This is a genomic window from Streptomyces solicavernae (assembly GCF_029968095.1).
Taxonomy (GTDB): domain Bacteria; phylum Actinomycetota; class Actinomycetes; order Streptomycetales; family Streptomycetaceae; genus Streptomyces; species Streptomyces solicavernae.
Window position 1 is genome coordinate 182,906 of record NZ_JASCIR010000004.1, and the last position, 23,509, is coordinate 206,414.

Sequence of the window (23,509 nt, forward strand, 5' to 3'; positions counted from 1 at the left end):
ATTCCGGTAGCCAGGATTCCGGTTCATGTTCCGGGGTAGGTGCGTTCGCGATACACGCACCTGCCCCGGAGGACATCTTGAGAGCACCCCGCCGTCACACGCACTTCGCCGTCACCGCCCTCGGCGCCTCCGCCCTGGCCGTGGTCGGCGCGCTCCTCGTCGCCGGCTCGGGGCCCGTCGTGGCCGACACGCCCCGACTCCCCGAGGTCCAGGACGAGTTCGACTCGCTCGGCCCCGACGTGCGCGCGGCGAAGCTGCCCTCCGGGCGCACGGCGCACTTCACCGACGCGGGCCCGCGCGACGGCCGGCCGGTGCTCTTCATCGGCGGTACGGGCACCTCCGCCCGCGCCCAGCACATGACCGACTTCTTCGCCTCCACCCGGGACTCGATGGGCCTGCGCCTCATCTCCGTGGAGCGGAACGGCTTCGGCGACACGGAGTTCGACCCGTCACTCGGCAAGAAGGACTTCGTCGAGGACGCGCTCGGGGTGCTCGACCGGCTCGGCGTCGAGAAGGTCTCCGTCATCGCCATCTCCGGCGGCGGCCCCTACGCGGCCGAACTCGCCGCCCGCGCGCCGGAACGCGTCCGCGCACTGCACCTGGCCGCCGCCCTGCCGCCGTACGGCGCGAAGCCCTCGTACTGCGACCTCTCCGACGAAGAGCTCGCCGCGGCCCTGAAGGACTCCGTCAAGGACCCGCGCAAGTGGTGGGCGCTGCCCGACGACAGCCCCGTCAGGTCCATCCCCGGCTTCGTCGACACCGCGTACGAAGAGGGCGCGCGGACCTTCAACCAGCGGGGCCAGCAGTCGGATGTCGCGCCCCAGGTGCACGAACAGCGCCTCTACTGCGACCGTCCCGGTCCCGACCTGTCCGCGCTGAAGGCCCCGGCGTTCCTCTACGCCGGCGAGAAGGACACGACGGTCCCTCCGTCCACGCTCGCCCGCTGGCAGCAGGCGCTGCCCGGCCGTGAGGTCGTACGGCGCTACGCCGACACCGGCCACGACGTCCAGTACCGGCACTGGGACCAGATCCTCGCCGACCTCGCGGGCCACGGCGACCGCACGGTCGTCTGCCGCGGCGCACACAGCGCGCTGCTGCCGGCGCGGGAGGCGGAGCGGCTGGTGGAGGCGGGCAAGGCCTCGCTGGGCAGCTGCGCCTGGAAGTGAGCGGCGGGGCGGGGAGGAGGCGCCCGGAGGGCGAAACGACGGTCACCGGGTCGACGGTCACCGGGGCGACGGTGCGAAGCCGGTCGCCGCGGCCAGACCCCCCAGCAACAGCACCGTGAACGCCCGAGCCCACTGAGTGTCCACCGGCTCCGCGCTGACCAGCGACCGGTGCACCACCGCCCCCGCGACCACGTCAAAGATCAGATCCGCGGTGCGGGCCGCCGCCGACTCGTCGGACTCGTAGGGGAGTTCGCCGCGCTCCTGGGCGCGGCGGCGGCCCTCCAGGACCAGCCGCTTCTGGCGGTCCACGATCGCGTGCCGGATGCGCGTGCGCAGCGCCTCGTCGCGGGTCGACTCCGCGACCACCGCCATCAGCGCCGTACGCGCCTCCGGCCGCTCCAGCAGCGCCGCGAACTGCAGGACCACGTACTCCGCGTCCGCGGCCAGGCTGCCGCGGTCCGGCGGCAGCTCCAGCTCGTCGAAGAGCACCGCCACCGCGTCCACGACCAGCTCGCTCTTGCCCGCCCAGCGCCGGTACAGGGTCGTCTTCGCGACGCCCGCGCGGGCGGCGACGTCGCCCATCGTCAGCTTCGACCAGCCGAGGTCCACCAGGGCCTGGCGGGTCGCCGACAGGATCGCGGCGTCGGCCTCGGCGCTCCGGGGGCGTCCCTTGCGCCCGGCAGATGGGGTTGTACGGCACATGCGGCCGACGATACCCGCCGGTAAGTCCGGCGTACCCCACGGCGATTCCGTGAGGGAGATCACCGGCGACGGCTGGGCAGACGGAACGGCGGCGATATACGCTACGAGTCGTAGCGAAAGCTAGACGCTCGTGGGACTTCGACGGGGAGCCTCCCGGGCGGCAACCACAGGTGCGGGGTGGGGACCCCGCGCCACCGCAGTACCGGTCCTCCTCGGGACCCGGACCGTGACCTGTCCGTACGCCTCGCAATCCGGCGGGGGGCCTGCGGGCGGGCCGCGGTCCCACGGATTCTGCCGGACCCGCGCACGATTCGGCAGGCCCTGGGCAGGGCTTTTCACCGCGCTTTTCGCAGTCGCGCGCGGAAGGGGGAGGATGTACTCATGCAGCCACGGAACATGTCCATGAGCGGAGTCGTCGACCTCGCCGCGGTGAAGGCGGCCCAAGAGGCCAAGGCGAAGGCGGAGCAGACGCGTGCCGAACAGGCGCGGCAGGGCGGCGGCGCCGTCCCGGCAGTGTCCCCGTCGAGTCTGGTGATCGACGTCGACGAGGCCGGCTTCGAGAACGACGTCCTGCAGCGCTCCGCCGAGGTCCCGGTCGTCCTCGACTTCTGGGCCGAGTGGTGCGAGCCGTGCAAGCAGCTCGGCCCGCTGCTCGAACGCCTCGCCACCGAGTACAACGGCAAATTCCTCCTCGCCAAGATCGACGTCGACGCCAACCAGATGCTGATGCAGCAGTTCGGGATCCAGGGCATCCCGGCTGTCTTCGCCGTCGTCGCAGGCCAGGCCCTGCCCCTCTTCCAGGGCGCCGCGCCCGAGGCCCAGATCCGCGAGACCATCGACCAGCTCGTCCAGGTCGCCGAGGAGCGGTTCGGCATCACCGGCATCACCGTCGACCCGGACGCCGCCCCGGACGACACGGCCCCCGCCGAGGTCCCGGCCGGCCCGTACGACGCCCTGCTGGAAGCCGCCGTACAGGCCCTGGACGCCGGGGACTTGGGCGGTGCGGTGCAGGCGTACCGGAATGTGCTCGCCGACGACCCGGGCAACACCGAGGCCAAGCTCGGCCTCGCCCAGGCCGACCTCCTGCAGCGCGTGCAGGGCCTGGATGCCCAGCAGGTGCGCAAGGACGCCGCCGACAAGCCCGCCGACGTGGCGGCGCAGATCGCGGCGGCCGACCTCGACCTGGTCGGCGGTCACGTCGAGGACGCCTTCGGGCGGCTCGTCGACACCGTCAAGCGCACCTTCGGCGACGACCGCGACGCCGCCCGCGTACGGCTGCTCGAACTCTTCGAGGTCGTCGGGGCGGATGATCCGCGGGTGGCCTCGGCGCGCTCGGCGCTCGCCCGCGCGCTGTTCTGACGGGCACACACGGCAAGGCTGACGGCCACGCACGGCAAGGCTGACGGGCACACACGGCAAGGTTGACGGCCACGCACGGCAAGGCTGACGGGCACGCACCGCAAGGGCTGACGGGCACACAGCGCGGCGGCGCTTCACGGGCTCGTCGGCCCTCCGCGCAGGGCCAGTTGGTGACCTGGCGCTAAACGGCCGGGACCGCAGCGGCCTTGTGAAAATTTGGCGACACAGCGATTCGGCGGCCGCGTTTTACCAAAACTTGGTAATCGCGGCCGCTGTTACTTGGAGTAAATCGCCGGGTGGGTTCTGTCCGGTTCTGCTCATCAATTTCCGCATATGTTCCAGAGGTTGGCTGCACCGAGTGTGGCCGCACGATGTCACCCCGTCGTGGCCCGGTTATCCAGCCGTTACCAGCGGGTAACGAACCCCTTGTGCGGGCGCTCCGAATGCACCACGATCGGCCACGCTCGGTCCATGCCCGCACTTCCCGACAACCAGCTCGGGGCGTCGGGCCCCTGGGTCCCCACCGAGTGGCCGGAGGCGCCGCCGACGGTCGAGGACAGGGGGGTCTCCGCCGAACGGCGGGGCCTGTCCGAGAGGTTGCGTGCAGGCGCGACCAGTGGTTGTCGCTCGGGGGTGATCGCCGGTGGTGCGGGCGCGGTTGGCGTCTGCGACACGGGCGCTCCTTCCCGAGGACGTAGCACTTCTCCCATCCCTGCCCGGCCGTGCCGCAAGGCGCGGTCAGAGCCGGAGATGTACGTCCGAGAAGGAGGAAAGTCATGGAATCCGTGGCTCGTGGCGGAACCAGGTGGAAGCGGTTCGCCGTGGTCATGGTGCCGAGCGTCGCGGCGACTGCCGCGATAGGCGTCGCCCTCGGGCAGGGCGCGCTCGCGGCATCGTTCAGTGTGTCGGGTCAGTCGTTCAAGGTGTCGGCCGACAAGCTCGACGGCAAGGGTCTGGTCCAGTACGGCGGTGTCGACGTCGGCGTCGACATGGAGGGCAAGAAGGCCCACCACCCCGTCTCCGTCTCCGCGTTCAAGTCCGCGGAGATCACCAACATGTGCCAGTCCGTGGTCTCCCACGTGCCGGTGCTCGGTGACATCACGCTCCAGCTGAGGGCGGGCGGCAACGGCACGCCCGTCAAGGCCGAGAACCTCTACATCGACGTCGCGCAGCTCGACGCCGACGCGGAGTTCCGCGGCCTCAACATCGGTGTCGCCGCCGGCCAGTCCACCAAGGGCCCCGGCATGAAGGGCGGCAAGGAGCAGGCGAACCCGAACGGCTTCGCGCAGGAGGCCGACCGGGCCATCCTCAAGAACATCGAGCAGACGGCGTGGGCGACCAGCGCCGGCACCTTCAAGCTGAGCGGCCTCAGCATGAAGCTGCACAAGGGCAAGAAGGAGTGCTTCTAGGCACTCGCCCTCGTCCCCGCGGCCCCCGTCAACAGGGGGTGCCCGCAGGGCAGCTGGCGGGGCCCTGCCGTCACTTTCCCGTCGTCCGACCGGAAGGTAACGGCAGGACCCCGGCGGGCGCGGAGCAACGGTCTCCCCGCCCGCCACCACAGATCCGCACTGATTTCACGTACCGCCGGTTCCAAGGAGCTGTTGTCCCATGAGCGCCGTGACAGAGGGGCCGAACGACCACTTCCTCACGATCCACCGGAGGAAGTTCCGGGCCTGGCGGGGCAGCCGGCCCTTCTGGGCGGGCCTCCTCACGATCCTCGGCGGCCTGCCGATCGCCTATCTGCCGTACGGCAACATCAAGCTCGGCAACCTGACGCTCGCCATGGCCACCACCGCCGGGGCGGGTTCACTGATCATCGGCGTTCTGCTGATCGTGCTCGGCCTGACCATGTGGTTCCAGCACCACTCGCGGGTTTTCGCGGGTGTCGCCGCGATCCTCCTCGCGCTGGTCTCCCTGGTGGTGTCGAACATCGGCGGATTCGTCGTCGGGTTCCTGCTCGCGCTGATCGGCGGCGCGCTCGGCATCTCCTGGGCTCCGGCCGGGGAGACCGGCGGCCGTGGCGCACACCGGGGCGGCAGGTCCGACGAGCCCGCCACGGACGACGACCGGGCGGAGCCTGCTGTGAACGGTGCGCTCGACGACCTGACAGGAACGGGCTCGATGAACGAGACGAACGGGAGGCACCGTGCCGGGTGACGAGGTGAGTTACGAGGCCACCGAGGCCGGTTCCCGTAACCGAACCGGGCCGCGGCACGCCGCCCCTAAGAAGCCGCTGATCACACGGCTGAACATGCCCGCAGGCAAGGCGATAGCCATCGCCGCCATGCCCACCAGCATCCTCATGGGCATGGGGCTGACCCCGACCCTGGCGCACGCCAAGCCGGTGCCGGACAACCCGTTCCGCGACGGCCCCTGCGTGACGGCGCCGGACAAGGAAGCCGAGGAGGCCGAGGAGAAGGACAAGGCCGAGGCGGAGAAGGCCGAGAAGGCGGCCGAGGACGCCAAGGGCGAGGCGAAGGACGAGACTCCGTCCGAGGGCGACGAGCCCACCCCCTCCCCGTCCACCGGCGACGGCGACAAGGCAGCCGGCGGCCAGGCCGACGAGCCGGAGCCCGAGCCGTCCCCGTCCGAGTCGAAGAACCCGCTCGACCCGCTGGGCGTCGGCGACGCGATCAAGGACTTCTTCACCCCGGACGACCCGACCGACGACAAGGAGTCCGAGGAGCCGGCCCCCGAGCCGTCCGCCTCGCAGGAACCCGCGTCCGAGGGCGGGAAGAGCGACGCCACGGACCCGGTCGAGGACACCGTCGACGGCGCGAAGGACGCCGTCGGCAAGGTCACCGACGGGGCGAAGGACGCCGCCGACAAGGCGAAGGACACCGTCGACGGTCTGAAGCCCGCGGAGGACACCGATCCGCTCGCGCCGGACGCGGACGGCAAGAAGCCGTTCCCGTGCGTCGAGGAGAAGAAGGTCGCGGGCGACGACGAGGTCCCGCCGGCGCCGATTCCCGAGGACCCCTGGCACCTGAAGGCGAGTTCGCTGCTCCTGAAGGGCGCCGACTACGAGGGCATCGTCAACCTGAAGACGCCCAGCGGCAAGACCAAGCAGGTCATGAAGTACGTGATCAGCAAGGGCACGGACATCGGCGACCTGCACCAGACGGTCGAGGGCCCCGGCGGCGAGACGTACCACATCAAGTCCGCGAAGGGCGCTACGTCCACGATCCGCGGCGGCAAGACGATCATGTACACCGAGCGTCTCTCGGGCCACCTCTTCGGCCTGATCCCGGTCACCTTCGACCCGGAGCACCCGCCGCCGCTGAACATCCCGACGATCTACCTGACGAACGTCGAGGCGGTGCAGGCGGCCCAGTTCGGCGGCAACCTGACCGTGCCGGGCTTCCACCAGGAGATCACCGACTGAGCCGAGCGGGAGCGAGGCACGGCCGGGGCCGCGTACGCCGGGGCCGCGTACGCCGGGGCCGCATACGCCGAGGGCGCCCCCTTTCCGCGAAGGAAGGGGGCGCCCTCAGTGCGTGGTTGACGGCGGCGTCAGGCGTTCTCGCCGCCCAGGTGGTGGACCCGGACCATGTTGGTGGTGCCGGGGACGCCGGGGGGCGAGCCGGCGGTGATGATCATGGTGTCGCCGGCGTTGAAGCGCTTCAGCTTCAGCAGCTCGGCGTCGACCAGGTCGACCATCGCGTCGGTGTTGTCGACGTGCGGGACCAGGCGGGACTCCACGCCCCAGCTCAACGCGAGCTGGTTGCAGGTGGACTGCTCGCTGGTGAAGGCGAGGATCGGCTGCGCGGCGCGGTAGCGGGACAGGCGGCGCGCGGTGTCGCCGGACTTGGTGAAGGCGACCAGCGACTTGGCGTCCAGGAAGTCGGCGATCTCGCAGGCGGCACGGGCCACCGAACCACCCTGCGTACGCGGCTTCTTGCCCGGTACGAGCGGCTGCAGGCCCTTGGACAGCAGCTCCTCCTCGGCCGCGGCGACGATCTTCGACATCGTCCGGACCGTCTCGATCGGGTACGCGCCCACGCTCGACTCGGCCGACAGCATCACCGCGTCCGCGCCGTCCAGGATCGCGTTGGCCACGTCGGAGGCCTCGGCGCGCGTGGGGCGGGAGTTGGTGATCATCGACTCCATCATCTGGGTCGCGACGATCACCGGCTTGGCGTTGCGGCGGCACATCTCCACGAGCCGCTTCTGCACCATCGGGACCTTTTCGAGCGGGTACTCGACGGCCAGGTCGCCGCGGGCCACCATGACCGCGTCGAAGGCGGCGACGACGTCCGCCATGTTGGCGACCGCCTGCGGCTTCTCCACCTTGGCGATGACGGGGACGCGGCGGCCCTCCTCGTCCATCACCTTGTGGACGTCCTTGACGTCGTTCGCGTCGCGCACGAAGGACAGGGCGACCATGTCGCAGCCCATCCGCAGCGCGAAGCGCAGGTCCTCGACGTCCTTCTCGGACAGGGCGGGGACGTTCACGGCCGCCCCGGGCAGGTTGATGCCCTTGTGGTCGGAGATGACACCGCCCTCGATGACGATCGTGCGGACCCGGGGGCCGTCGACGTCGGTCACCTTGAGTTCGACGTTGCCGTCGTTGATCAGGACCTGGTCCCCCTTGGCGACATCGCCGGGGAGGCCCTTGTAGGTCGTACCGCAGAGGGACTTGTCGCCCGGGACGTCCTCGGTGGTGATGGTGAACTCGTCACCGCGCACCAGCTCTACGGGGCCCTCGGCGAAGGTCTCCAGACGGATCTTCGGGCCCTGCAGGTCGGCGAGGACGCCGACGGCTCGGCCCGTGTCCTTGGCGGCCTCACGCACCCGGTCGTAACGCTCCTGGTGCTCCGCGTGGGTGCCGTGGCTGAAGTTGAAGCGGGCCACGTTCATCCCGGCCTCGATGAGCGCTTTCAGCTGCTCGTACGAGTCGACGGCGGGGCCCAGAGTGCAGACGATTTTGGAACGGCGCATGAGGCGGATCCTATCGGTTTGTTTCGCTAAGGAATATTCCATCTGGCGGAAACTACAAATGGGCGGGGGTGCGCTCAGTCGTGGTGTTCTCCTGCCCGGTTCGCCACAAGTGCGTAGGTCTGCCGGGCGATCTCCAGCTCCTCGTCGGTGGGCACCACGGCGACGGCGACCCGGGCGTGCTCGGGTGAGACGATCCGCGGCTCGTCCGAGCGCACCGCGTTCAGCTCGCCGTCGACCGCGAGGCCCAGCTCCTGAAGGCCCGCGACCGCAGCCTCGCGCACCGGCGCCGCGTTCTCACCGACCCCGGCCGTGAACGCGACCGCGTCCACCCGGCCGAGCACCGCGTAGTACGCGCCGATGTACTTCTTCAGCCGGTGGACGTAGATCTCGAAGGCGAGCCGCGCCGCCTCGTCGCCCTCGTCGATCCGCCGCCGGATCTCCCGCATGTCGTTGTCGCCGCACAGGCCGGTCAGGCCGCTCTTCTTGTTGAGCAGCACGTCGATCTCGTCCGCCGACATCTTGCCGACGCGCATCAGATGGAAGATGACGGCCGGGTCGACATCCCCCGAACGCGTCCCCATCACCAGGCCCTCAAGCGGCGTGAGCCCCATCGAGGTGTCCACGCACACCCCGCCGCGCACCGCCGACGCCGAGGCCCCGTTGCCCAGGTGCAGCACGATCACGTTGACCTCCTCGGGGCGCCTGCCGAGGAGTTCGGCGGTCCTGCGGGAGACGTACGCGTGCGAGGTGCCGTGGAAGCCGTACCGCCGGATGCGGTGCTCGTCGGCGGTCGCCACGTCGATCGCGTAGCGCGCCGCCGACTCCGGCATCGTCGTGTGGAACGCCGTGTCGAAGACCGCCACCTGCGGCAGGTCCGGGCGCAGCGACATCGCCGTACGGATGCCCGTCAGGTTGGCCGGGTTGTGCAGCGGCGCCACCGGGATCAGCCGTTCCACCTCCCCCAGGACCGCGCCGTCGATCACCGTCGGCTGCGTGAACAGCTGGCCGCCGTGCACCACCCGGTGCCCGATCGCGGCCAGTTCGGGGGAGTCCAGGCCGAGCCCGTCGCGGGCCAGCTCCTCGGCGACCGCCTTCAGCGCCTCGTCGTGGTCGGCGATCGCCCGGTTCTGCTCCCGCGCCCGGCCGCCCTCGGTGAGCGGGGTGTGCTTGAGCCGGGAGGTCTCCTCGCCGATGCGCTCCACCAGGCCCACGGCGAGGCGGGCGTCGTCGCGCATGTCGAGGAGCTGGTACTTCACCGACGAGGAGCCGGAGTTGAGGACAAGGATGCGGGTCGCGGTCACGGTGCTGCTTTCGATCGGGGGTCAGTGGGCGGGCGTCTGGGCCTGGATCGCCGTGATGGCGACGGTGTTCACGATGTCCCCGACGAGCGCGCCGCGGGACAGGTCGTTGACCGGCTTGCGCAGGCCCTGCAGGACCGGTCCGACGGCGATCGCGCCGGCCGAGCGCTGCACGGCCTTGTACGTGTTGTTGCCGGTGTTGAGGTCCGGGAAGATCAGCACGGTGGCCTGCCCCGCGACCTCGGACCCGGGCAGCTTGGTGCGCGCCACGGAGGGCTCCACCGCCGCGTCGTACTGGATCGGGCCCTCGATCTTCAGCTCCGGGCGCTGCCCGCGGACCAGCTCGGTCGCCGCGCGCACCTTGTCCACGTCGGCGCCCGAACCGGAGGTGCCCGTCGAGTACGAGAGCATCGCGACCTTCGGGTCCACGTCGAACTGCCGGGCCGTGGTGGCCGACTGGACGGCGATGTCGGCCAGCTGCTCGGCGTTCGGGTCCGGGTTGACCGCGCAGTCGCCGTAGACGAGGACCTGGTCGGCCAGGCACATGAAGAAGACCGAGGAGACGATCTTCGCGTCCGGCCGGGTCTTGATGATCTCGAAGGCCGGGCGGATCGTCGCCGCCGTCGAGTGCACCGAGCCGGAGACCATGCCGTCCGCGAGGCCGTCCTGCACCATCAGCGTGCCGAAGTAGTTCACGTCGGCGACCACGTCGTGCGCCAGCTCCACGGTGACGCCCTTGTGGGCGCGGAGCGCCGCGTACTGCTCGGCGAACTTCTCGCGCAGCTCGGAGGTCTGCGGGTCGATGAGCTGCGCGTCGGCCAGGTCGATGCCGAGGTCCGCGGCCTTCTTGCGGATCGCCTCGGTGTCGCCGAGCAGCGTCAGGTCGCACACCCCGCGGCGGAGCAGGACGTCCGCCGCGCGCAGGACACGCTCCTCGGTGCCCTCCGGGAGGACTACGCGGCGGCGGTCCGCGCGGGCCTGCTCGATCAGCTTGTGCTCGAACATCATCGGCGTGACCCGGCCGCTGCGGGACACCTCAAGGCGGCCGAGCAGCCCCGAGGTGTCGACGTACCGCTCGAAGAGACCGAGCGCGGTCTCCGCCTTACGAGGAGTCGCGGCGTTCAACTTGCCTTCCAGGGCGAAGAGTTCGCCCGCCGTCGGGAAGGAGTTGCCGGCCACCGAGACCACCGGCGTGCCCGGCGCCAGCCGGGAGGCGAGCCGCAGGATCTCCTCGCTGGGCCGCTCGTTCAGGGTGAGCAGGACGCCCGCGATGGGCGGCGTACCGGCACTGTGTGCGGCCAGCGCCCCTACCACCAGGTCGGCCCGGTCCCCGGGGGTCACGACCAGGCAGCCCGGCGTCAGCGCGCCGAGGAAGTTCGGCAGCATCGCGCCGCCGAAGACGAAGTCGAGGGCGTCCCGGGCCAGGCCCGAATCGTCGCCGAGCAGGACCGTGCCGCCGAGGGCGTGGGTGATCTGCGCGACGGTCGGGGCGGACAGGGCGGGCGCGTCCGGCAGGACGTAGCAGGGCACCGGAAGCTGGGACGCCAGGCCCTCCGCTATCGCGTCCCGGTCGTCGGGGGCGACCCGGTTGACCGCCATCGCCAGGACCTCGCAGCCCAGCACCTCATACGCGCGGTAGGCGTTGCGGGCCTCCGCGCGCACCGACTCGGCGGTCTGCTTCCGGCCGCCGACCACGGGCAGCACCCAGGCGCCGAACTCGTTGGCGAGGCGGGCGTTCAGGGACAGCTCGTCCGGCAGCTGGGTGTCGGCGAAGTCGGTGCCGAGGACGAGCACCACCTCGTACTCCCGTGCCACCGCGTGGAAGCGGTCGACCAGGCGGGAGACCAGCTCGGCGGTGCCGCGCTCGGCCTGCAGCGCGGACGCCTCGTGGTAGTCCATGCCGTAGCCGGACGCCGGGTCCTGGCTCAGCCGGTAGCGGGCCCGCAGCAGGTCGAAGAGCCGGTCGGGCCCGTCGTGCACGAGCGGACGGAACACCCCCACCCGGTCCACCTGACGGGTCAGGAGCTCCATGACTCCCAGCTCCACGACCTGGCGGCCGTCGCCCCGGTCGATCCCGGTCACGTACACGCTGCGCGTCACGCGTGCTCTCCCTTTCGTCGCTCGCTCAAGTTCGTCGCCCGCTCGGGGCAGTGCTGCGTCGCTCGCTCAAGGCTCTACAAAAATACTCGATGGGGCGGGAATGCCCTCTTGACAATACCCTTGCGGGTGGATAAAGCGCCCGCCGCAAGCGTGCCCCCGAAGCGCGTGGAACAATCGAAAACCGGCTCAGGTGTACGACTACGGAGCAGGAGAAGCAGCACGATGCGTATCGGAGTTCTCACCGCAGGCGGCGACTGCCCCGGCCTGAACGCAGTGATCCGGTCGGTCGTGCACCGCGCCGTCACCAACCACGGCGACGAGGTCATCGGCTTCGAGGACGGGTACGCGGGCCTCCTCGACGGCCGCTACCAGGCCCTCGACCTGAACGCGGTCAGCGGCATCCTGGCCCGCGGCGGCACCATCCTCGGCTCCTCCCGCCTGGAGCGCGACCGCTTCCGCGCGGCCTGCGACAACGCCAAGGAGCTCATCGAGAAGAGCGGCTTCGACGCGCTCATCCCGATCGGCGGCGAGGGCACCCTGACCGCCGCCCGCATGCTCTCGGACGCGGGCGTTCCGGTGGTCGGCGTGCCGAAGACCATCGACAACGACATCTCCTCCACCGACCGCACCTTCGGCTTCGACACCGCCGTCGGCGTCGCCACCGAGGCCATGGACCGCCTCAAGACCACCGCCGAGTCCCACCAGCGGGTGATGGTCGTCGAGGTGATGGGCCGGCATGCCGGGTGGATCGCCCTGGAGTCCGGCATGGCGGCGGGCGCGCACGGCATCTGCCTCCCGGAGCGCCCGTTCGACCCCGCCGATCTCGTCAAGATGGTCGAGGAGCGCTTCGCCCGCGGCAAGAAGTTCGCCGTCGTCTGCGTCGCCGAGGGCGCCCACCCCGCCGACGGCACCATGGACTACGGCAAGGGCGCCATCGACCCGTTCGGCCACGAGCGCTTCCGGGGCATCGGCACCGCCCTCGCGCACGAGCTGGAGCGGCGCCTCGGCAAGGAGGCCAAGCCGGTCATCCTCGGCCACGTCCAGCGCGGCGGCACGCCCACCGCGTACGACCGGGTCCTCGCCACGCGCTTCGGCTGGCATGCCGTCGAGGCCGCGCACCGCGGGGAGTTCGGGCACATGACGGCGCTGCGCGGCACGGACGTCCGGATGGTGCCGCTCGCGGAGGCCGTCACCGAGCTGAAGACGGTGCCGGCGGCACGGATGGACGAGGCGGAGTCGGTCTTCTGACCGCGGCTGGTCTCCCGTACGACGAGGCCGTCAGCCCTCGCGGTCGCGGACCGAGGACCAGAACTCCTCGACGATCCGCTCCAGGAACGCCGGCCCCGATGCGCCGTCCCCCGCCTCCATGCCGCCCCAGCTCAGCGTGGCCACCATCCGCGCGTGGTACTCGCCGTGCAGCCCGTCGAGGACCGCCTCCACCGTCGCCTTCGGCAGCGGCACCAGCTTGGTCACCGGGCGGACATAGCCCTCCCAGCGCGCCGTGGCCGCGCTGCGCAGCAGGTCGGCCAGGGTCTCCTCGCGGCCCGTGACCGTGATGAAGTCCCGCAGGCCGAGACCGAGCACCTCGGCGAGCGCCGCCGACTGCCGCTCGTTGCCCCGCCACCGCCCGCTCTCCTCCATCGCCAGATACGCGCCGTGCTCGACGCCCACCTCCCGGGCCACGTCCTGCGAGGCGAGACCGCGGGTGATCCGGTGCTCCCGCAACGTCGTCGCCGCGCCCAGGAGTTCACCCGGCGCACACCACAACGCCCCGGCGAGCGCGGTCAGTTCGGCCGAGCTGGGCCGGGTCCGGCCGCGCTCCCAGTCGGCGACGGTCTCCGGGGTGACGTACGACAGTCCGTAACTGGCCCGCAGGCTGTACGCGACATGGCCGTGCGCCATCCCGAGCGCCTCACGCAGCCGCCGGGCCGCAAGGTTGTTGAAGGGCGGCGTGGCGCCTGCAGCCTGGCTCTGGTACACGCGGTCACGCTAGGGCGCTACTCGACAGTCGCCTACGGTGCGTTCGCCCAGGATTACGGGGCGCGCATTCCTCGTAGGAACATCCAAGGATGCGGTGCCGAGGCGTGGGTCAATGCCCGTGCGCGGGACGGGAGTGCGCGGGACGGGAGTGCGCGGGACGGGAGTGCGCGGGACGGGAGTGCGCGGGGGCGCGCGGGACGGGAGTGCGCGGGGGCGCGCGGGAGGCGGACGTCAGCCGCTCAGCCACCGGTAGTGCAGCTCAGGGCGGCCGACCTGGCCGTACTGCGGGCTGCGCGCCGCCCGGCCCGTCGACACCAGGTGCTCCAGATAGCGGCGGGCGGTGATCCGGGACAGGCCCGCCTCCGCCGCCGCGGCCGTCGCCGTCAGGCCCTCGGGCGCGGCCGCCCGCAGCGTCTGCGTGACCCGCTCCAGGGTCGGCGCGCTCAGCCCCTTCGGCAGCGCGGCCGGACCCGGCGAGCGCAGCGTCGCCAGCGCCCGGTCCACCTCGTCCTGGCTGTCCGCCTCCCCGGCCGCGCCCCGGAACTCCGCGTACCGCACGAGCCGGTCCCGCAGCGTCGCGAACGTGAACGGCTTCAGGACGTACTGCACCACACCGAGCGAGACGCCCTCGCGCACGACCGTCAGGTCCCGCGCCGACGTCACCGCGATCACGTCGGCCTGATGCCCGGCCGCCCGCAGCGAGCGCGCCAGCTGCAGGCCGTGCCCGTCCGGCAGGTACAGGTCGAGAAGCAGCAGGTCGACCTCGGTACGGTCCAGAACCCGGCGGGCCTCCGCGCCCGAGTGGGCCTTGCCGACCGTACGGAATCCGGGCACCCGGTCCACGTACTGGACATGCGCGTCGGCCGCGACCGGGTCGTCCTCGACCACCAGAACCCGGATCTCGGCACCCTGTCTCGCTGGTCGCGTCATACGGGCACCTCTCATTGCAGCGGCAAACGGACCGTGAACTCCGCGCCGCCCTCCGCGGACTCCGTCACCTCGACCGAGCCGCAGTGCCGGTGCACCGCCTGCCGGACCAGGGCGAGCCCGATGCCGCGCCCCGGACCCTTGCCGGACCAGCCGCGCCGGAACACGTCCGCGCCCGCGGGGATGCCGGGACCGTTGTCGCCGACCCGGAGCAGCAGCTCCGCGTCGGCGGCGCGCGCGGTCACCGTAACCCGGCCGCCCCGCGTCCCGGTCGCCGCGTCCACCGCGTTGTCGATCAGATTGCCCAGGACCGTGACCAGGTCACGCGGCGGCAGCGAGTCCGGGAGCAGCCCGTCGTCCATCCGGCTGTCCGCGGACACCACCAGCTCGACGCCGTGCTCGTTGGCCTGCGCCGCCTTGCCGAGCAGCAGCGCCGCGAGCACCGGCTCACCCACCGACGTCACCACCTGGTCGGTCAGCGCCTGCGCCAGCTCCAGCTCCGCCGTCGCGAACTCCACGGCCTCGTCCGCGCGGCCCATCTCGATCAGCGAGACCACGGTGTGCAGCCGGTTCGCCGCCTCGTGCGCCTGCGAGCGCAGCGCCTGCGTGAAGCCCCGCTCGTGGTTCAGCTCGCCGGTCAGCGCCTGCAGCTCCGTGTGGTCGCGGAGCGTGACGACGGTGCCGCGCCGCTCGCCCCCCGACACCGGCGAGGTGTTGAGCACGACCACCCGGTCACCGGTCAGATGCACCTCGTCGACCCGCGGCTCGGTGGCGAGCAGGGCGCCCGTCAGCGGCGCGGGCAGCCCCAGCTCGGCGATGCCCCGGCCGACCGCGCCGTCCCCGAGGCCGAGCAGCTCCCGCGCCCCGTCGTTGATCAGCGCGATCCGCCGCTGCCCGTCGAGCATGAGCAGCCCCTCGCGCACCGCGTGCAGCGCCGCCTGGTGGTACCCGTGCATCTGCGACAGCTCGGCCGCGTTCATGCCGTGCGTGTGCCGGCGCAGGCGGGCGTTCACCACGTACGTACCGAGCCCGCCGAGCGCCAGCGCCGCCGCGGCGACGCCGATCAGCGCGGTCAGCTGCTCCCGTACCTGCTCGGTGATCTCCTCGATGGTGATCCCCGCACTGACCAGGCCGACGATCCGCCCACGGTCCTCGATCGGCGTCACCACCCGCACGGAAGGACCGAGCGTCCCGGTGTACGTCTCGTGGAACGTACGGCCCGCAAGGGCGGGCTTGATGTGCCCGAGGAACTCCTCCCCGATGTTGACCGGGTTGGGGTGCGTCCAGCGGATCCCGTCCGTGTCCATGATCGTCACAAAGTCCACGTCGGTCGCCCGCTGCACCTTCTCCGCGTACGGCTGCAACGTCCGGCTCGGATCCGGCCCCCGCACCGCCTCCCGCACCGACGGCGACTCGGCGACGGCCCGCGCCGTCCCCTCCGCCTGCCGCTGCGCCGCGCCCTCGGCCTGCCGGTGCGCGGTGACGTACGCGAACACCGCACACCCGGCCACGACCAGCGCCACGAGCACGACCTGCATGGCGAACAGCTGCGCGGCGAGACTGCGGGGGCGGGGGACACGGGGCATACCGCCATGGTGCCTGGTCGTACAAGCACGAACTAATTGGCATCGCTCGTCCCAGCGGGAGGAGACGCCCGGACTCCGCGCCGACGACCGGCGCTCCTTCCGGGCTTTCCTGCTTCGACGCCGACCGCCCGCCCGGAGAGCCTCCGCTCGGGTCCTACGTCCGCTCCACAGGCAGACACCGCCAGCCCGGCGGCCAGTGTGGTCCGTGCCGCGTTCACGTCCCGGTCGTGATGAGCCCCGCAGGCGGGACACACCCAGTTCCGGATGCGCAGCGGCAGGTCCGCGACCAGGTGGCCGCAGTGCGAGCAGGTCTTGCTGGTGGGGCAGAACCGGTCGATCACGATCAGTTCGCGCCCGTACCAGTGGGATTTGTACGTCAGCATGAACCGCAGCCGCCCCCACGAGGCATCGGAGATCGCCCCCGCGAGCCGGGGGTTCCTCAGCATGTTCCGGACGGCAAGGTCCTCGATCACGATCGTTTGGTTCTCACGAACGAGACGCGTGGACAGCTTGTGCAGAAAGTCGTTGCGACGGTCGGCGATCCTGGCGTGTATCCGGGCGGCCTTGGCGCGGGCCTTGTCGTGGTTCCTGGAACCGGGCTGTTTGCGGGACACCGACCGCTGCGCCCTCGCGAGCCTGGCCTGCGCGTTCTTCCCGAACCGGGGATTGGGGACCTTCTCGCCACTGGAGAGGGCCACCAGTGAGTGGATTCCGGCGTCCACGCCGACCGCCGACGCCACCGGGGGCAGCGCCGCCACCTCATCGGTCATGAGGAGCGACACGAACCACCGGCCAGAGCGGTCCTGTGTGACGGTCACCGTCGTCGGGGACACGCCGGGCGGCAGGGGGCGCGACCAGACGATGTCCAGGGGCTCGGACATCTTCGCGAGCCGGAGGCGCCCGTCGCAGTAGCGGAAGCCCGAAGCCGTGTACTCCGCCGACCTCTTGGACCGCTTCCTCGACTTGAACCGTGGATGGCGGCTGTGCCCGGAGAAGAACGCCGAGAACGCGGCCTGGAGGTGCCGCAGACTCTGCTGCAGCGGCACCGAAGACACCGCGCGGAGGTAGGCGTACTCCTCCGTCTTCTTCCAGGCGGTGAGCAGAGCCGACGTCTCCTGACAGGTCACGCGCTCCCCGCGCACGGCCCAGGCCTCGCGCCGCGTCTGCAGCGCCATGTTGTAGACGCGGCGCACGCAGCCGAACGTGCGTGACAGCTCCGCCGCCTGCTCCTCGGTCGGATGGAAGCGATACCTGAAGGCGCGCTTCACCTGTTGTGTCCGCACAGATCACAACGTAGTGACAGCGTCGGAATTCGGGGCGGAAACGCAGAAGGTGGGCATCCGAACCTCGGGAATCGAACTCAATGAACACAAGGATGACCCCGGTCACGCCGTGATGGATATTCTCCGGGACCGCTGTCGTGACGTGAGCCGCGTTTCCGGAAGCCGGCGTGAAGCCCCCCGGGTGTCGACAGGGTCGCCAGACAGAGCCGTATGTGCGAGGAGGCACCGTGGCCGCCAAGCGGGACAGAACCCACTTTCTCTATATCGCCGTCATCGGCGCGGTGCTGCTCGGCATTGCCGTCGGTTTCGCCGCGCCCGGTGTCGCGGTGGAGCTGAAGCCGCTCGGCAGCGGCTTCGTGAACCTGATCAAGATGATGATCTCGCCGATCATCTTCTGCACCATCGTCCTCGGCGTGGGCTCCGTACGGAAGGCCGCCAAGGTCGGCGCCGTCGGCGGGCTCGCGCTCGGTTACTTCATGGTGATGTCGACCGTCGCCCTCGCCATCGGCCTGGTCGTCGGCAACATCCTGGAGCCCGGCCACGGACTGCAGCTCACCGAGGCCGTACGCGGCGCGGGCGAGGCGCAGGCCGAGGGCGGCTCGGAGTCCACCACGGACTTCCTGCTCGGCATCATCCCGACGACGATCGTCTCCGCGTTCACCGGCGAGTCGGTCCTCCAGACCCTCCTCGTCGCCCTGCTCTGCGGCTTCGCCCTGCAGGCCATGGGCTCCTCCGGCGAGCCGATCATCCGCGGCATCGGGCACATCCAGCGCCTCGTCTTCCGCGTCCTCGGCATGATCATGTGGGTCGCCCCGGTGGGTGCGTTCGGCGCGATCGCCGCGGTCGTCGGCGAGACCGGCCTGGACGCCCTGAAGTCCCTCGCCGTCATCATGATCGGCTTCTACGTCACCTGCGCCCTGTTCATCTTCGTCGTACTCGGCACGCTGCTGAAGCTCTTCACGGGCATCAACATCTTCAAGCTCCTGAAGTACTTGGGCCGCGAGTTCCTGCTGATCGTCTCCACCTCGTCCTCGGAGTCGGCGCTGCCGCGGCTCATCGCGAAGATGGAGCACCTGGGTGTCAGCAAGCCGGTCACCGGCATCACCGTGCCGACCGGGTACTCCTTCAACCTCGACGGCACCGCGATCTACCTCACGATGGCCTCGCTGTTCGTCGCCGAGGCGATGGGCAACCCGCTGTCGCTCGGCGAGCAGATCTCGCTCCTTGTCTTCATGATCATTGCGTCCAAGGGTGCTGCGGGCGTCACCGGCGCCGGTCTGGCCACGCTCGCGGGCGGCCTGCAGTCGCACCGCCCCGAACTGGTCGACGGCGTCGGCCTGATCGTCGGCATCGACCGCTTCATGAGCGAGGCCCGCGCCCTCACCAACTTCGCGGGCAACGCGGTCGCCACGGTCCTGGTCGGCACCTGGACCAAGGAGATCGACAAGGAGCGCGCCGCGCAGGTCCTCGCCGGACAGATCCCGTTCGACGAGCGCACCCTGGTCGACGACCACGCGCCGGCGACGGACGCGTCCGACGCGTCCGACGCCTCCGACGTGGAGCTGCCGGAGCAGGCGGAGGGGCCGGGGGAGAAGAAGTCCCTCAAGGTCTGAGCATCCAAGGTCTGAGCATCGGCCGACGGTACGGCGGGCCGCCCCTGGCGTGGGGCGGCCCGCCGTCGTCGTACCCGGATTCTCTGCGGCTGTGTGCCGCCGGGCTCAGCTCCCCGTCGCCCCCGGGAACAGTGACGCGAACGGTTCCATCAGGCCCGCCGCGTCCCGTGCCGCCGGGTCGTCGAACTGCCAGACCAGGAACAGCAGGAACGAGATCAGCGCCGTGAACAGCCCGGCCAGGATCAGCTCGCGGGTGGAGCGCCGCAGCTGCAGCGCGAAGAGCATGCCGACGCTGACGAGCCCGCCGATGATGAGCCCGAACCACACCGTCCCGCCGAGCGTGGAACCGGAGTCCAGGGCCCGGGTGTTGCGTGCCTCCACGGCCGCGGTGATCTGGTCGGCGAGGGCGTAGGAGGCGCGGCTCTCGCTGTCGGTGCGGGGCTTGTGGTCGAGTACGGCTCTGCGTACGTCTCTCAGGAGCCGGTCGCCGCGGTCGGTGAGCTCGCCCGAGTCGGCGAAGGCGGGCCACTCCTTCTTGAGGGAGTGCTCGATGTACGCGTCGATGCCCGAGCGGATGCGTTCGGCGGTCGGGGCCGGGTAGTCGGTGGCGCGCTCGCGGATCTCGTGCAGCGCGAAGGCCTCGGCGCGCGCGGTGTCCTCGGCGGCGGCCTTGCCCTCCCAGACGCCGGCGATGGCGAGGCCGAGGACGATCGCGTAGACCACGCCGATCATCATCGTCATGTACTCGATGACGTCCGGGGTGTCGTCCGGGTCCTCGTCCTCGGCGACGCGGCGGTCGCGCAGGAACGCGGTGAATACGACGGCGGCGCAGGCGGCCGCCATGGCGAGGGCGAGCGCGAGCCAGTTGCTCAACTGAGTTCCCTTCAGGGGAAGAGTTCGGGGTGGGGCAGGTGGCCCCGGTCGTTCACGGCGTTCACGGCGCTCACGGCGGTCGCGGCGTTCACGGTTTCAGGAGGAACCGCCGCCGCCCGCACGGCCGATGGCGCCGCCGCCCGCGTTGGCGGCCCCGAACGCCGCGGCGATCACCGCGGGCGCGACCAGCAGCAGGGTCCGGGTGACGGGCGAACCGCCCTGCGCGTCGGCGCGCTGCGGCCGGGCGCGCGGCGGGGGCGGGAAGAAGGAGGGCGAGGCCGAGGGAGTCGGGCGCGGAGTCTTCGAGGGCTTCGGCGACTCGGGCGGAGGGGGAGGGGGCGCCGGAGTGCTGGGCGGCGGGGGCTCGGGCACGACTCGGGGCGGCCCGGGCTTCGGCTTCGGCGGCGGCTTCGGCCGGGGCTTCGGGGGCGCGGGAGGCGGCGTCGTACGACGACAGGCCCTCCGTACGGCCTCGCCGACGCCCTGCTTCCGCGCCACCTCACCGAGCTCTTCGAGCGGCAGGTCGACACCCGCGTACGCGCAACTGTCCGCACGGGGCCGACGATCGGCGGCAGACGCGCCCCCGGGGACGGCCAGCAGGAACACGGGCAACAGAGCGGCGGCGGCCACGCGCCGGACGGTCATGACGGTCACATGAGCAGACTGTGCAGCCGGTGGTCCCGCCATGTACCCACGGAGATCGTTTAGCCCATAGGGGGTACGGGGGCGTGCACGGGGTGGACGGAATTGAGGCGGGTGGGGCGGGTGGGGCGAGAAGGCGGGATGCGTGGGACGAGAAGGCGGGATGCGTGGGAGGAGAACAGGTCAACCGGCCCCGTTGCGCGCCCGATTCGGGGCCTGTTCGTGTCAATCGTTCATTTATCGGCATCACTTACGGTGATGGCTTCGCTCGCGTGGTGACCACGATCGGGGGACGGCATGGCACTGCGTATTCACTTCACGGCGGAGGACCTTGCGCGTACGACGGTGGCCGCGCGCCCGGACGTCATGTGGGAGCTGACGCTCAGTCTCCATCAGCTCCAGGCGTCCAGACCGGCCGCCCGCTGCCGACCCTGGGTCGGCCACGTACGGGACCGGCTGCGCGGGCGCGGGCGGCCGGACCTGCGGGGCGTGCTGAACCGGCTCACCGCGCTCGTACCGCCGCGCGGCAGCTTTCCGGACTTCCTCACTCCACCGGGCCAGCCACCCTTGGAGGACGGCTTGGAGCTGATCCGGAGCACTCGGCGCCGGGCGCTCGCCGCCGACCTCGCTGCGGTGTTCCGTACCCGTGAACGTCCGCTGTGGGTACGTCAGTTGGCCGACGGCGACCGGGAGGGGAGGCGCGAGCTGGCGCGGGCGCTCGCCGTGTACCACCGTGAGCTGGTCCACCCCTGCCTGGCCGGGCTGGACGAGACGCTGTTCGCGGAGCGTGCGGCGTGCGGGCGGCGCGTCCTGGACGGCGGGGTCGGGCGGTTGCTCGGCACGCTGTCGCCGACGATGCGGTGGGCCTGGCCCGTACTCAGTGCCGACTATCCGGTCGACCGGGACCTGCGTCTCGGCGGGCGGGGCATCACGCTCGTTCCGTCCTTCTTCTGCGTGGCCCCGGTCACGCTGATCGACCCGGAGCTGCCGCCGGTGCTCGTCTATCCGGCCCGGGAGGGGGAGCGGCCGGGAGCGCCCGGGGCCGGGGCCGGGGCGGGTACCCGGGGCCGGGCGTGCGCGGCGGTCGACGGCCTGGCCCCGGTGCTCGGGCGCACGCGGGCGCTGGCGATCCGGGCGCTGACCCACCCCTGCTCGACCAGTGAACTCGCCCTGCGCATCGGGGTGTCGGCGGCAAGCGCCAGCAGGCACGCGACGGCGCTGCGGGACGCGGGCCTGGTCACCAGCACGCGGCTGGGCGGCGAGGTGCTGCATGTGGCGACCCCGCTGGGGGCGGAGCTGGCCGGGGCGGGGGTCGGTGGCTCCGGGGTTGGCGGTGGCGGTGGCGGGGGCGGCGGTGCCGGGGTTGGCGGTGGCGGGGGCGGCGGTGCCGGAGGCGAAGGGTCCGTTTGCGCCAGGGCGTAATCCCCTGGCCGGGGCCGGTGGGTCCCCTCTCCCATAGTCATGGCCACACCAAGTGGCGACCGTGAACGGGGAGGGAAAGCAGTGAAGAGACGCATAGCCACCGTGCTCGGCGGCATCCTGGCGGCGGGCTTGCTCAGCATGCCGACGGCCGCGGCGGAGGATCCACCGGACCGCCCGGACTTCAAGGCGCCGTTCTCCTGCGACCAGACGTGGGCGATGTTCACGTACGGAGGGCACGGCCCTGACGACGGCAGTCAGGAGCAGAAGCGCATCGACATGCAGTGGACGGAGGGCGAGACCGAAGGGGCCGCTATCGTGGCCTCGGCAGGCGGCACGGTGTCGCACGTCGAACCGGGCGGTGTGCACATCGACCACGGCAACGGCTGGTTCACCCAGTACCTGCACATGAAGGACCGGGTGCCGGAGGGAACCGAGGTCGGGCAGGGGGACCGGATCGGCGCCGCAAGCAATGTGGGAACCGGGGTCGTCCACCTCCACTACCAGCAGATGTACGACTTCGACGGCAACGGCTACCCCACAGAGGGGAACCAGGGCCCCGCCGAGCTCGTCTACCCCGTGATCCAGGGCAAGGAGTACCGGCTCACCCCGGAGAACGGTGAGAACCTCAAGAGCACCAACTGCGACGGCGACGGCGGCGAGCCCGAGCCCGAGCCCGAGCCCGAGGACACCACCCTCGCCTACACCGGCGACAAGAGCATCGCCAACGGCTCCGAGGCCACCCTCTCCGCCGAGCTGAGGACCAAGGACTCGGACGAGCCCGTGGAGGGCCGCGAGGTCTCCTTCGAGCTCGGCTCCGAGGACGGCGGCGGCGCCGTGCAGACCTGTGACGGAGAGACGGACGCCGACGGCACGGCGAGCTGCACGGTCGAGGTCGCGGACCAGAAGCTGACGGACGACGGCACGGTGCCGCTCACCGCCACCTTCGCGGGCGACGACGCGTACGTGAAGTCCAAGGCCGAGGCGGACCTCAAACTCCAGCACATGGAGGGCCGTTCGTACGGTCTCGCCGCCGAGGTTCCGCTCCCGCTGCTCCCGCTGAGCATCGACCCGACCCCGGACACCGGCACCCTCCGCACGGCCGAGGCGGAGAGCCTGGGCCCCGAGTGCGCCGAGGGCGTCAACGCGGTGGTCCTGAACGCCGACGCGCTCTGCGCCGAGGTCGCCGCGAAGGTCGGCCCGAGCGCGGTCACGTCGACCGCGACCGTCGCCGACGTGAGCATCGGCCTGCCCGGCCTCCCGGTCGTGGGCGTCTCCGGGCTCACCTCGAAGTCGACCAGCAGCTGTGAGGCGTCGACCGGCAGCGTCGAGCTGGAACTGACGGTCGCCGGTACCCCGGTCGAGATACCGGACACGCCGGGCTTCGAGGTCGACCTCGGACTCGCGGGCAAGCTCGTGGTCAACGAGCAGATCCCGGTGGACGGCGCCGACAAGGGCCTCACGGTCAACGCCGTGCACCTGACGACCCTCGCGGGCGCGGATGTGGTGATCGGCTCCAGCACATCCAGCGCGCACGACTGCGCGTAGCCGCTGCGCCGCAGCTGCAGGCACTTCGCAACTTCGCCCCGCCGAGCGGAATCTGCTCGGCGGGGCGAAGGG

General features: G+C 71.3%; 19 protein-coding genes. 9 read left to right on the forward strand and 10 right to left on the reverse strand.

Going from position 1 to position 23,509, the window contains the following annotated elements; genetic code table 11:
• Window positions 1–77: 77 nt before the first annotated feature.
• Window positions 78–1,166, forward strand: a complete 1,089-nt coding sequence (locus tag QIS99_RS07485) for an alpha/beta fold hydrolase (RefSeq protein ID WP_282511710.1) — start codon at window positions 78–80, stop codon at window positions 1,164–1,166.
• A gap of 57 nt (window positions 1,167–1,223) precedes the next feature.
• On the opposite strand, the gene QIS99_RS07490 is transcribed toward QIS99_RS07485, so the two are convergent.
• A complete protein-coding gene (locus QIS99_RS07490) occupies window positions 1,224–1,868 on the reverse strand; it encodes a TetR/AcrR family transcriptional regulator (RefSeq protein ID WP_282511711.1) in 645 nt (214 codons plus the stop codon).
• Window positions 1,869–2,249: 381 nt separating this feature from the next.
• Here QIS99_RS07490 and QIS99_RS07495 point away from each other — a divergent pair, with 381 nt between their 5' ends.
• From QIS99_RS07495 to QIS99_RS07510, 4 genes are all read left to right on the forward strand, one after another.
• On the forward strand, window positions 2,250–3,227 hold the full coding sequence (locus tag QIS99_RS07495) for a tetratricopeptide repeat protein (protein WP_282511712.1): 978 nt from the start codon (window positions 2,250–2,252) through the stop codon (window positions 3,225–3,227).
• Between the two features lie 776 nt (window positions 3,228–4,003).
• Window positions 4,004–4,636 (forward strand): DUF6230 family protein, encoded by a 633-nt coding sequence (locus QIS99_RS07500; protein WP_282511713.1) that lies wholly within the window; start codon window positions 4,004–4,006, stop codon window positions 4,634–4,636.
• A gap of 199 nt (window positions 4,637–4,835) precedes the next feature.
• Window positions 4,836–5,384, forward strand: coding sequence for a DUF6114 domain-containing protein (locus tag QIS99_RS07505; RefSeq protein WP_282511714.1), 549 nt, complete (start codon window positions 4,836–4,838; stop codon window positions 5,382–5,384).
• On the forward strand, window positions 5,374–6,612 hold the full coding sequence (locus tag QIS99_RS07510) for a hypothetical protein (protein ID WP_282511715.1): 1,239 nt from the start codon (window positions 5,374–5,376) through the stop codon (window positions 6,610–6,612). The genes QIS99_RS07505 and QIS99_RS07510 overlap by 11 nt, the downstream gene beginning before the upstream one ends.
• Before the next feature lie 128 nt (window positions 6,613–6,740).
• On the opposite strand, the gene pyk is transcribed toward QIS99_RS07510, so the two are convergent.
• The 3 genes from pyk to pta form a co-directional block, all read right to left on the reverse strand.
• A complete protein-coding gene (gene pyk / locus QIS99_RS07515; RefSeq protein ID WP_282511717.1) occupies window positions 6,741–8,168 on the reverse strand; it encodes a pyruvate kinase in 1,428 nt (475 codons plus the stop codon).
• 74 nt (window positions 8,169–8,242) lie between these two features.
• Window positions 8,243–9,469, reverse strand: a complete 1,227-nt coding sequence (locus QIS99_RS07520) for an acetate kinase (RefSeq protein ID WP_282511719.1) — start codon at window positions 9,467–9,469, stop codon at window positions 8,243–8,245.
• A gap of 21 nt (window positions 9,470–9,490) precedes the next feature.
• The gene (gene pta, locus QIS99_RS07525; RefSeq protein ID WP_282511721.1) at window positions 9,491–11,566 is read right to left on the reverse strand and encodes a phosphate acetyltransferase; all 2,076 of its coding nucleotides are present in this window, start codon (window positions 11,564–11,566) and stop codon (window positions 9,491–9,493) included.
• A gap of 222 nt (window positions 11,567–11,788) precedes the next feature.
• On the opposite strand from pta, the gene QIS99_RS07530 reads away from it, so the two are divergent.
• Window positions 11,789–12,814, forward strand: coding sequence for a 6-phosphofructokinase (locus QIS99_RS07530; protein ID WP_282511723.1), 1,026 nt, complete (start codon window positions 11,789–11,791; stop codon window positions 12,812–12,814).
• Between the two features lie 30 nt (window positions 12,815–12,844).
• Here the strand turns inward: QIS99_RS07530 and QIS99_RS07535 are convergent, their stop codons facing one another.
• From QIS99_RS07535 to QIS99_RS07550, 4 genes are all read right to left on the reverse strand, one after another.
• Window positions 12,845–13,546, reverse strand: a complete 702-nt coding sequence (locus QIS99_RS07535; protein WP_282511725.1) for a helix-turn-helix domain-containing protein — start codon at window positions 13,544–13,546, stop codon at window positions 12,845–12,847.
• A gap of 231 nt (window positions 13,547–13,777) precedes the next feature.
• Window positions 13,778–14,476 carry a response regulator gene (locus QIS99_RS07540; protein ID WP_282511726.1) on the reverse strand — a complete coding sequence of 233 codons (699 nt, stop codon included), beginning with the start codon at window positions 14,474–14,476 and terminating at the stop codon, window positions 13,778–13,780.
• Between the two features lie 11 nt (window positions 14,477–14,487).
• Window positions 14,488–16,059 (reverse strand): ATP-binding protein, encoded by a 1,572-nt coding sequence (locus QIS99_RS07545; protein ID WP_282511727.1) that lies wholly within the window; start codon window positions 16,057–16,059, stop codon window positions 14,488–14,490.
• A gap of 32 nt (window positions 16,060–16,091) precedes the next feature.
• Entirely contained in the window at window positions 16,092–17,342 is a 1,251-nt protein-coding gene (locus QIS99_RS07550) for an RNA-guided endonuclease InsQ/TnpB family protein (RefSeq protein ID WP_282511729.1), read from the reverse strand.
• A gap of 212 nt (window positions 17,343–17,554) precedes the next feature.
• Between QIS99_RS07550 and QIS99_RS07555 the strand changes: the two genes are divergently transcribed.
• Window positions 17,555–18,955 (forward strand): cation:dicarboxylate symporter family transporter, encoded by a 1,401-nt coding sequence (locus tag QIS99_RS07555; RefSeq protein ID WP_408909498.1) that lies wholly within the window; start codon window positions 17,555–17,557, stop codon window positions 18,953–18,955.
• A 105-nt stretch (window positions 18,956–19,060) separates the two neighbouring features.
• On the opposite strand, the gene QIS99_RS07560 is transcribed toward QIS99_RS07555, so the two are convergent.
• Window positions 19,061–19,828 (reverse strand): bestrophin-like domain, encoded by a 768-nt coding sequence (locus QIS99_RS07560; RefSeq protein ID WP_282511733.1) that lies wholly within the window; start codon window positions 19,826–19,828, stop codon window positions 19,061–19,063.
• Window positions 19,829–19,924: 96 nt separating this feature from the next.
• Window positions 19,925–20,482: a hypothetical protein gene (locus QIS99_RS07565; protein WP_282511735.1), complete on the reverse strand. Its 558-nt coding sequence runs from the start codon at window positions 20,480–20,482 to the stop codon at window positions 19,925–19,927.
• 285 nt (window positions 20,483–20,767) lie between these two features.
• On the opposite strand from QIS99_RS07565, the gene QIS99_RS07570 reads away from it, so the two are divergent.
• Both QIS99_RS07570 and QIS99_RS07575 read left to right on the forward strand, forming a co-directional pair.
• Window positions 20,768–21,892: an ArsR/SmtB family transcription factor gene (locus tag QIS99_RS07570; protein WP_282511737.1), complete on the forward strand. Its 1,125-nt coding sequence runs from the start codon at window positions 20,768–20,770 to the stop codon at window positions 21,890–21,892.
• An 81-nt stretch (window positions 21,893–21,973) separates the two neighbouring features.
• Window positions 21,974–23,437, forward strand: coding sequence for a choice-of-anchor P family protein (locus QIS99_RS07575; RefSeq protein WP_282511739.1), 1,464 nt, complete (start codon window positions 21,974–21,976; stop codon window positions 23,435–23,437).
• Window positions 23,438–23,509 lie beyond the last annotated feature (72 nt).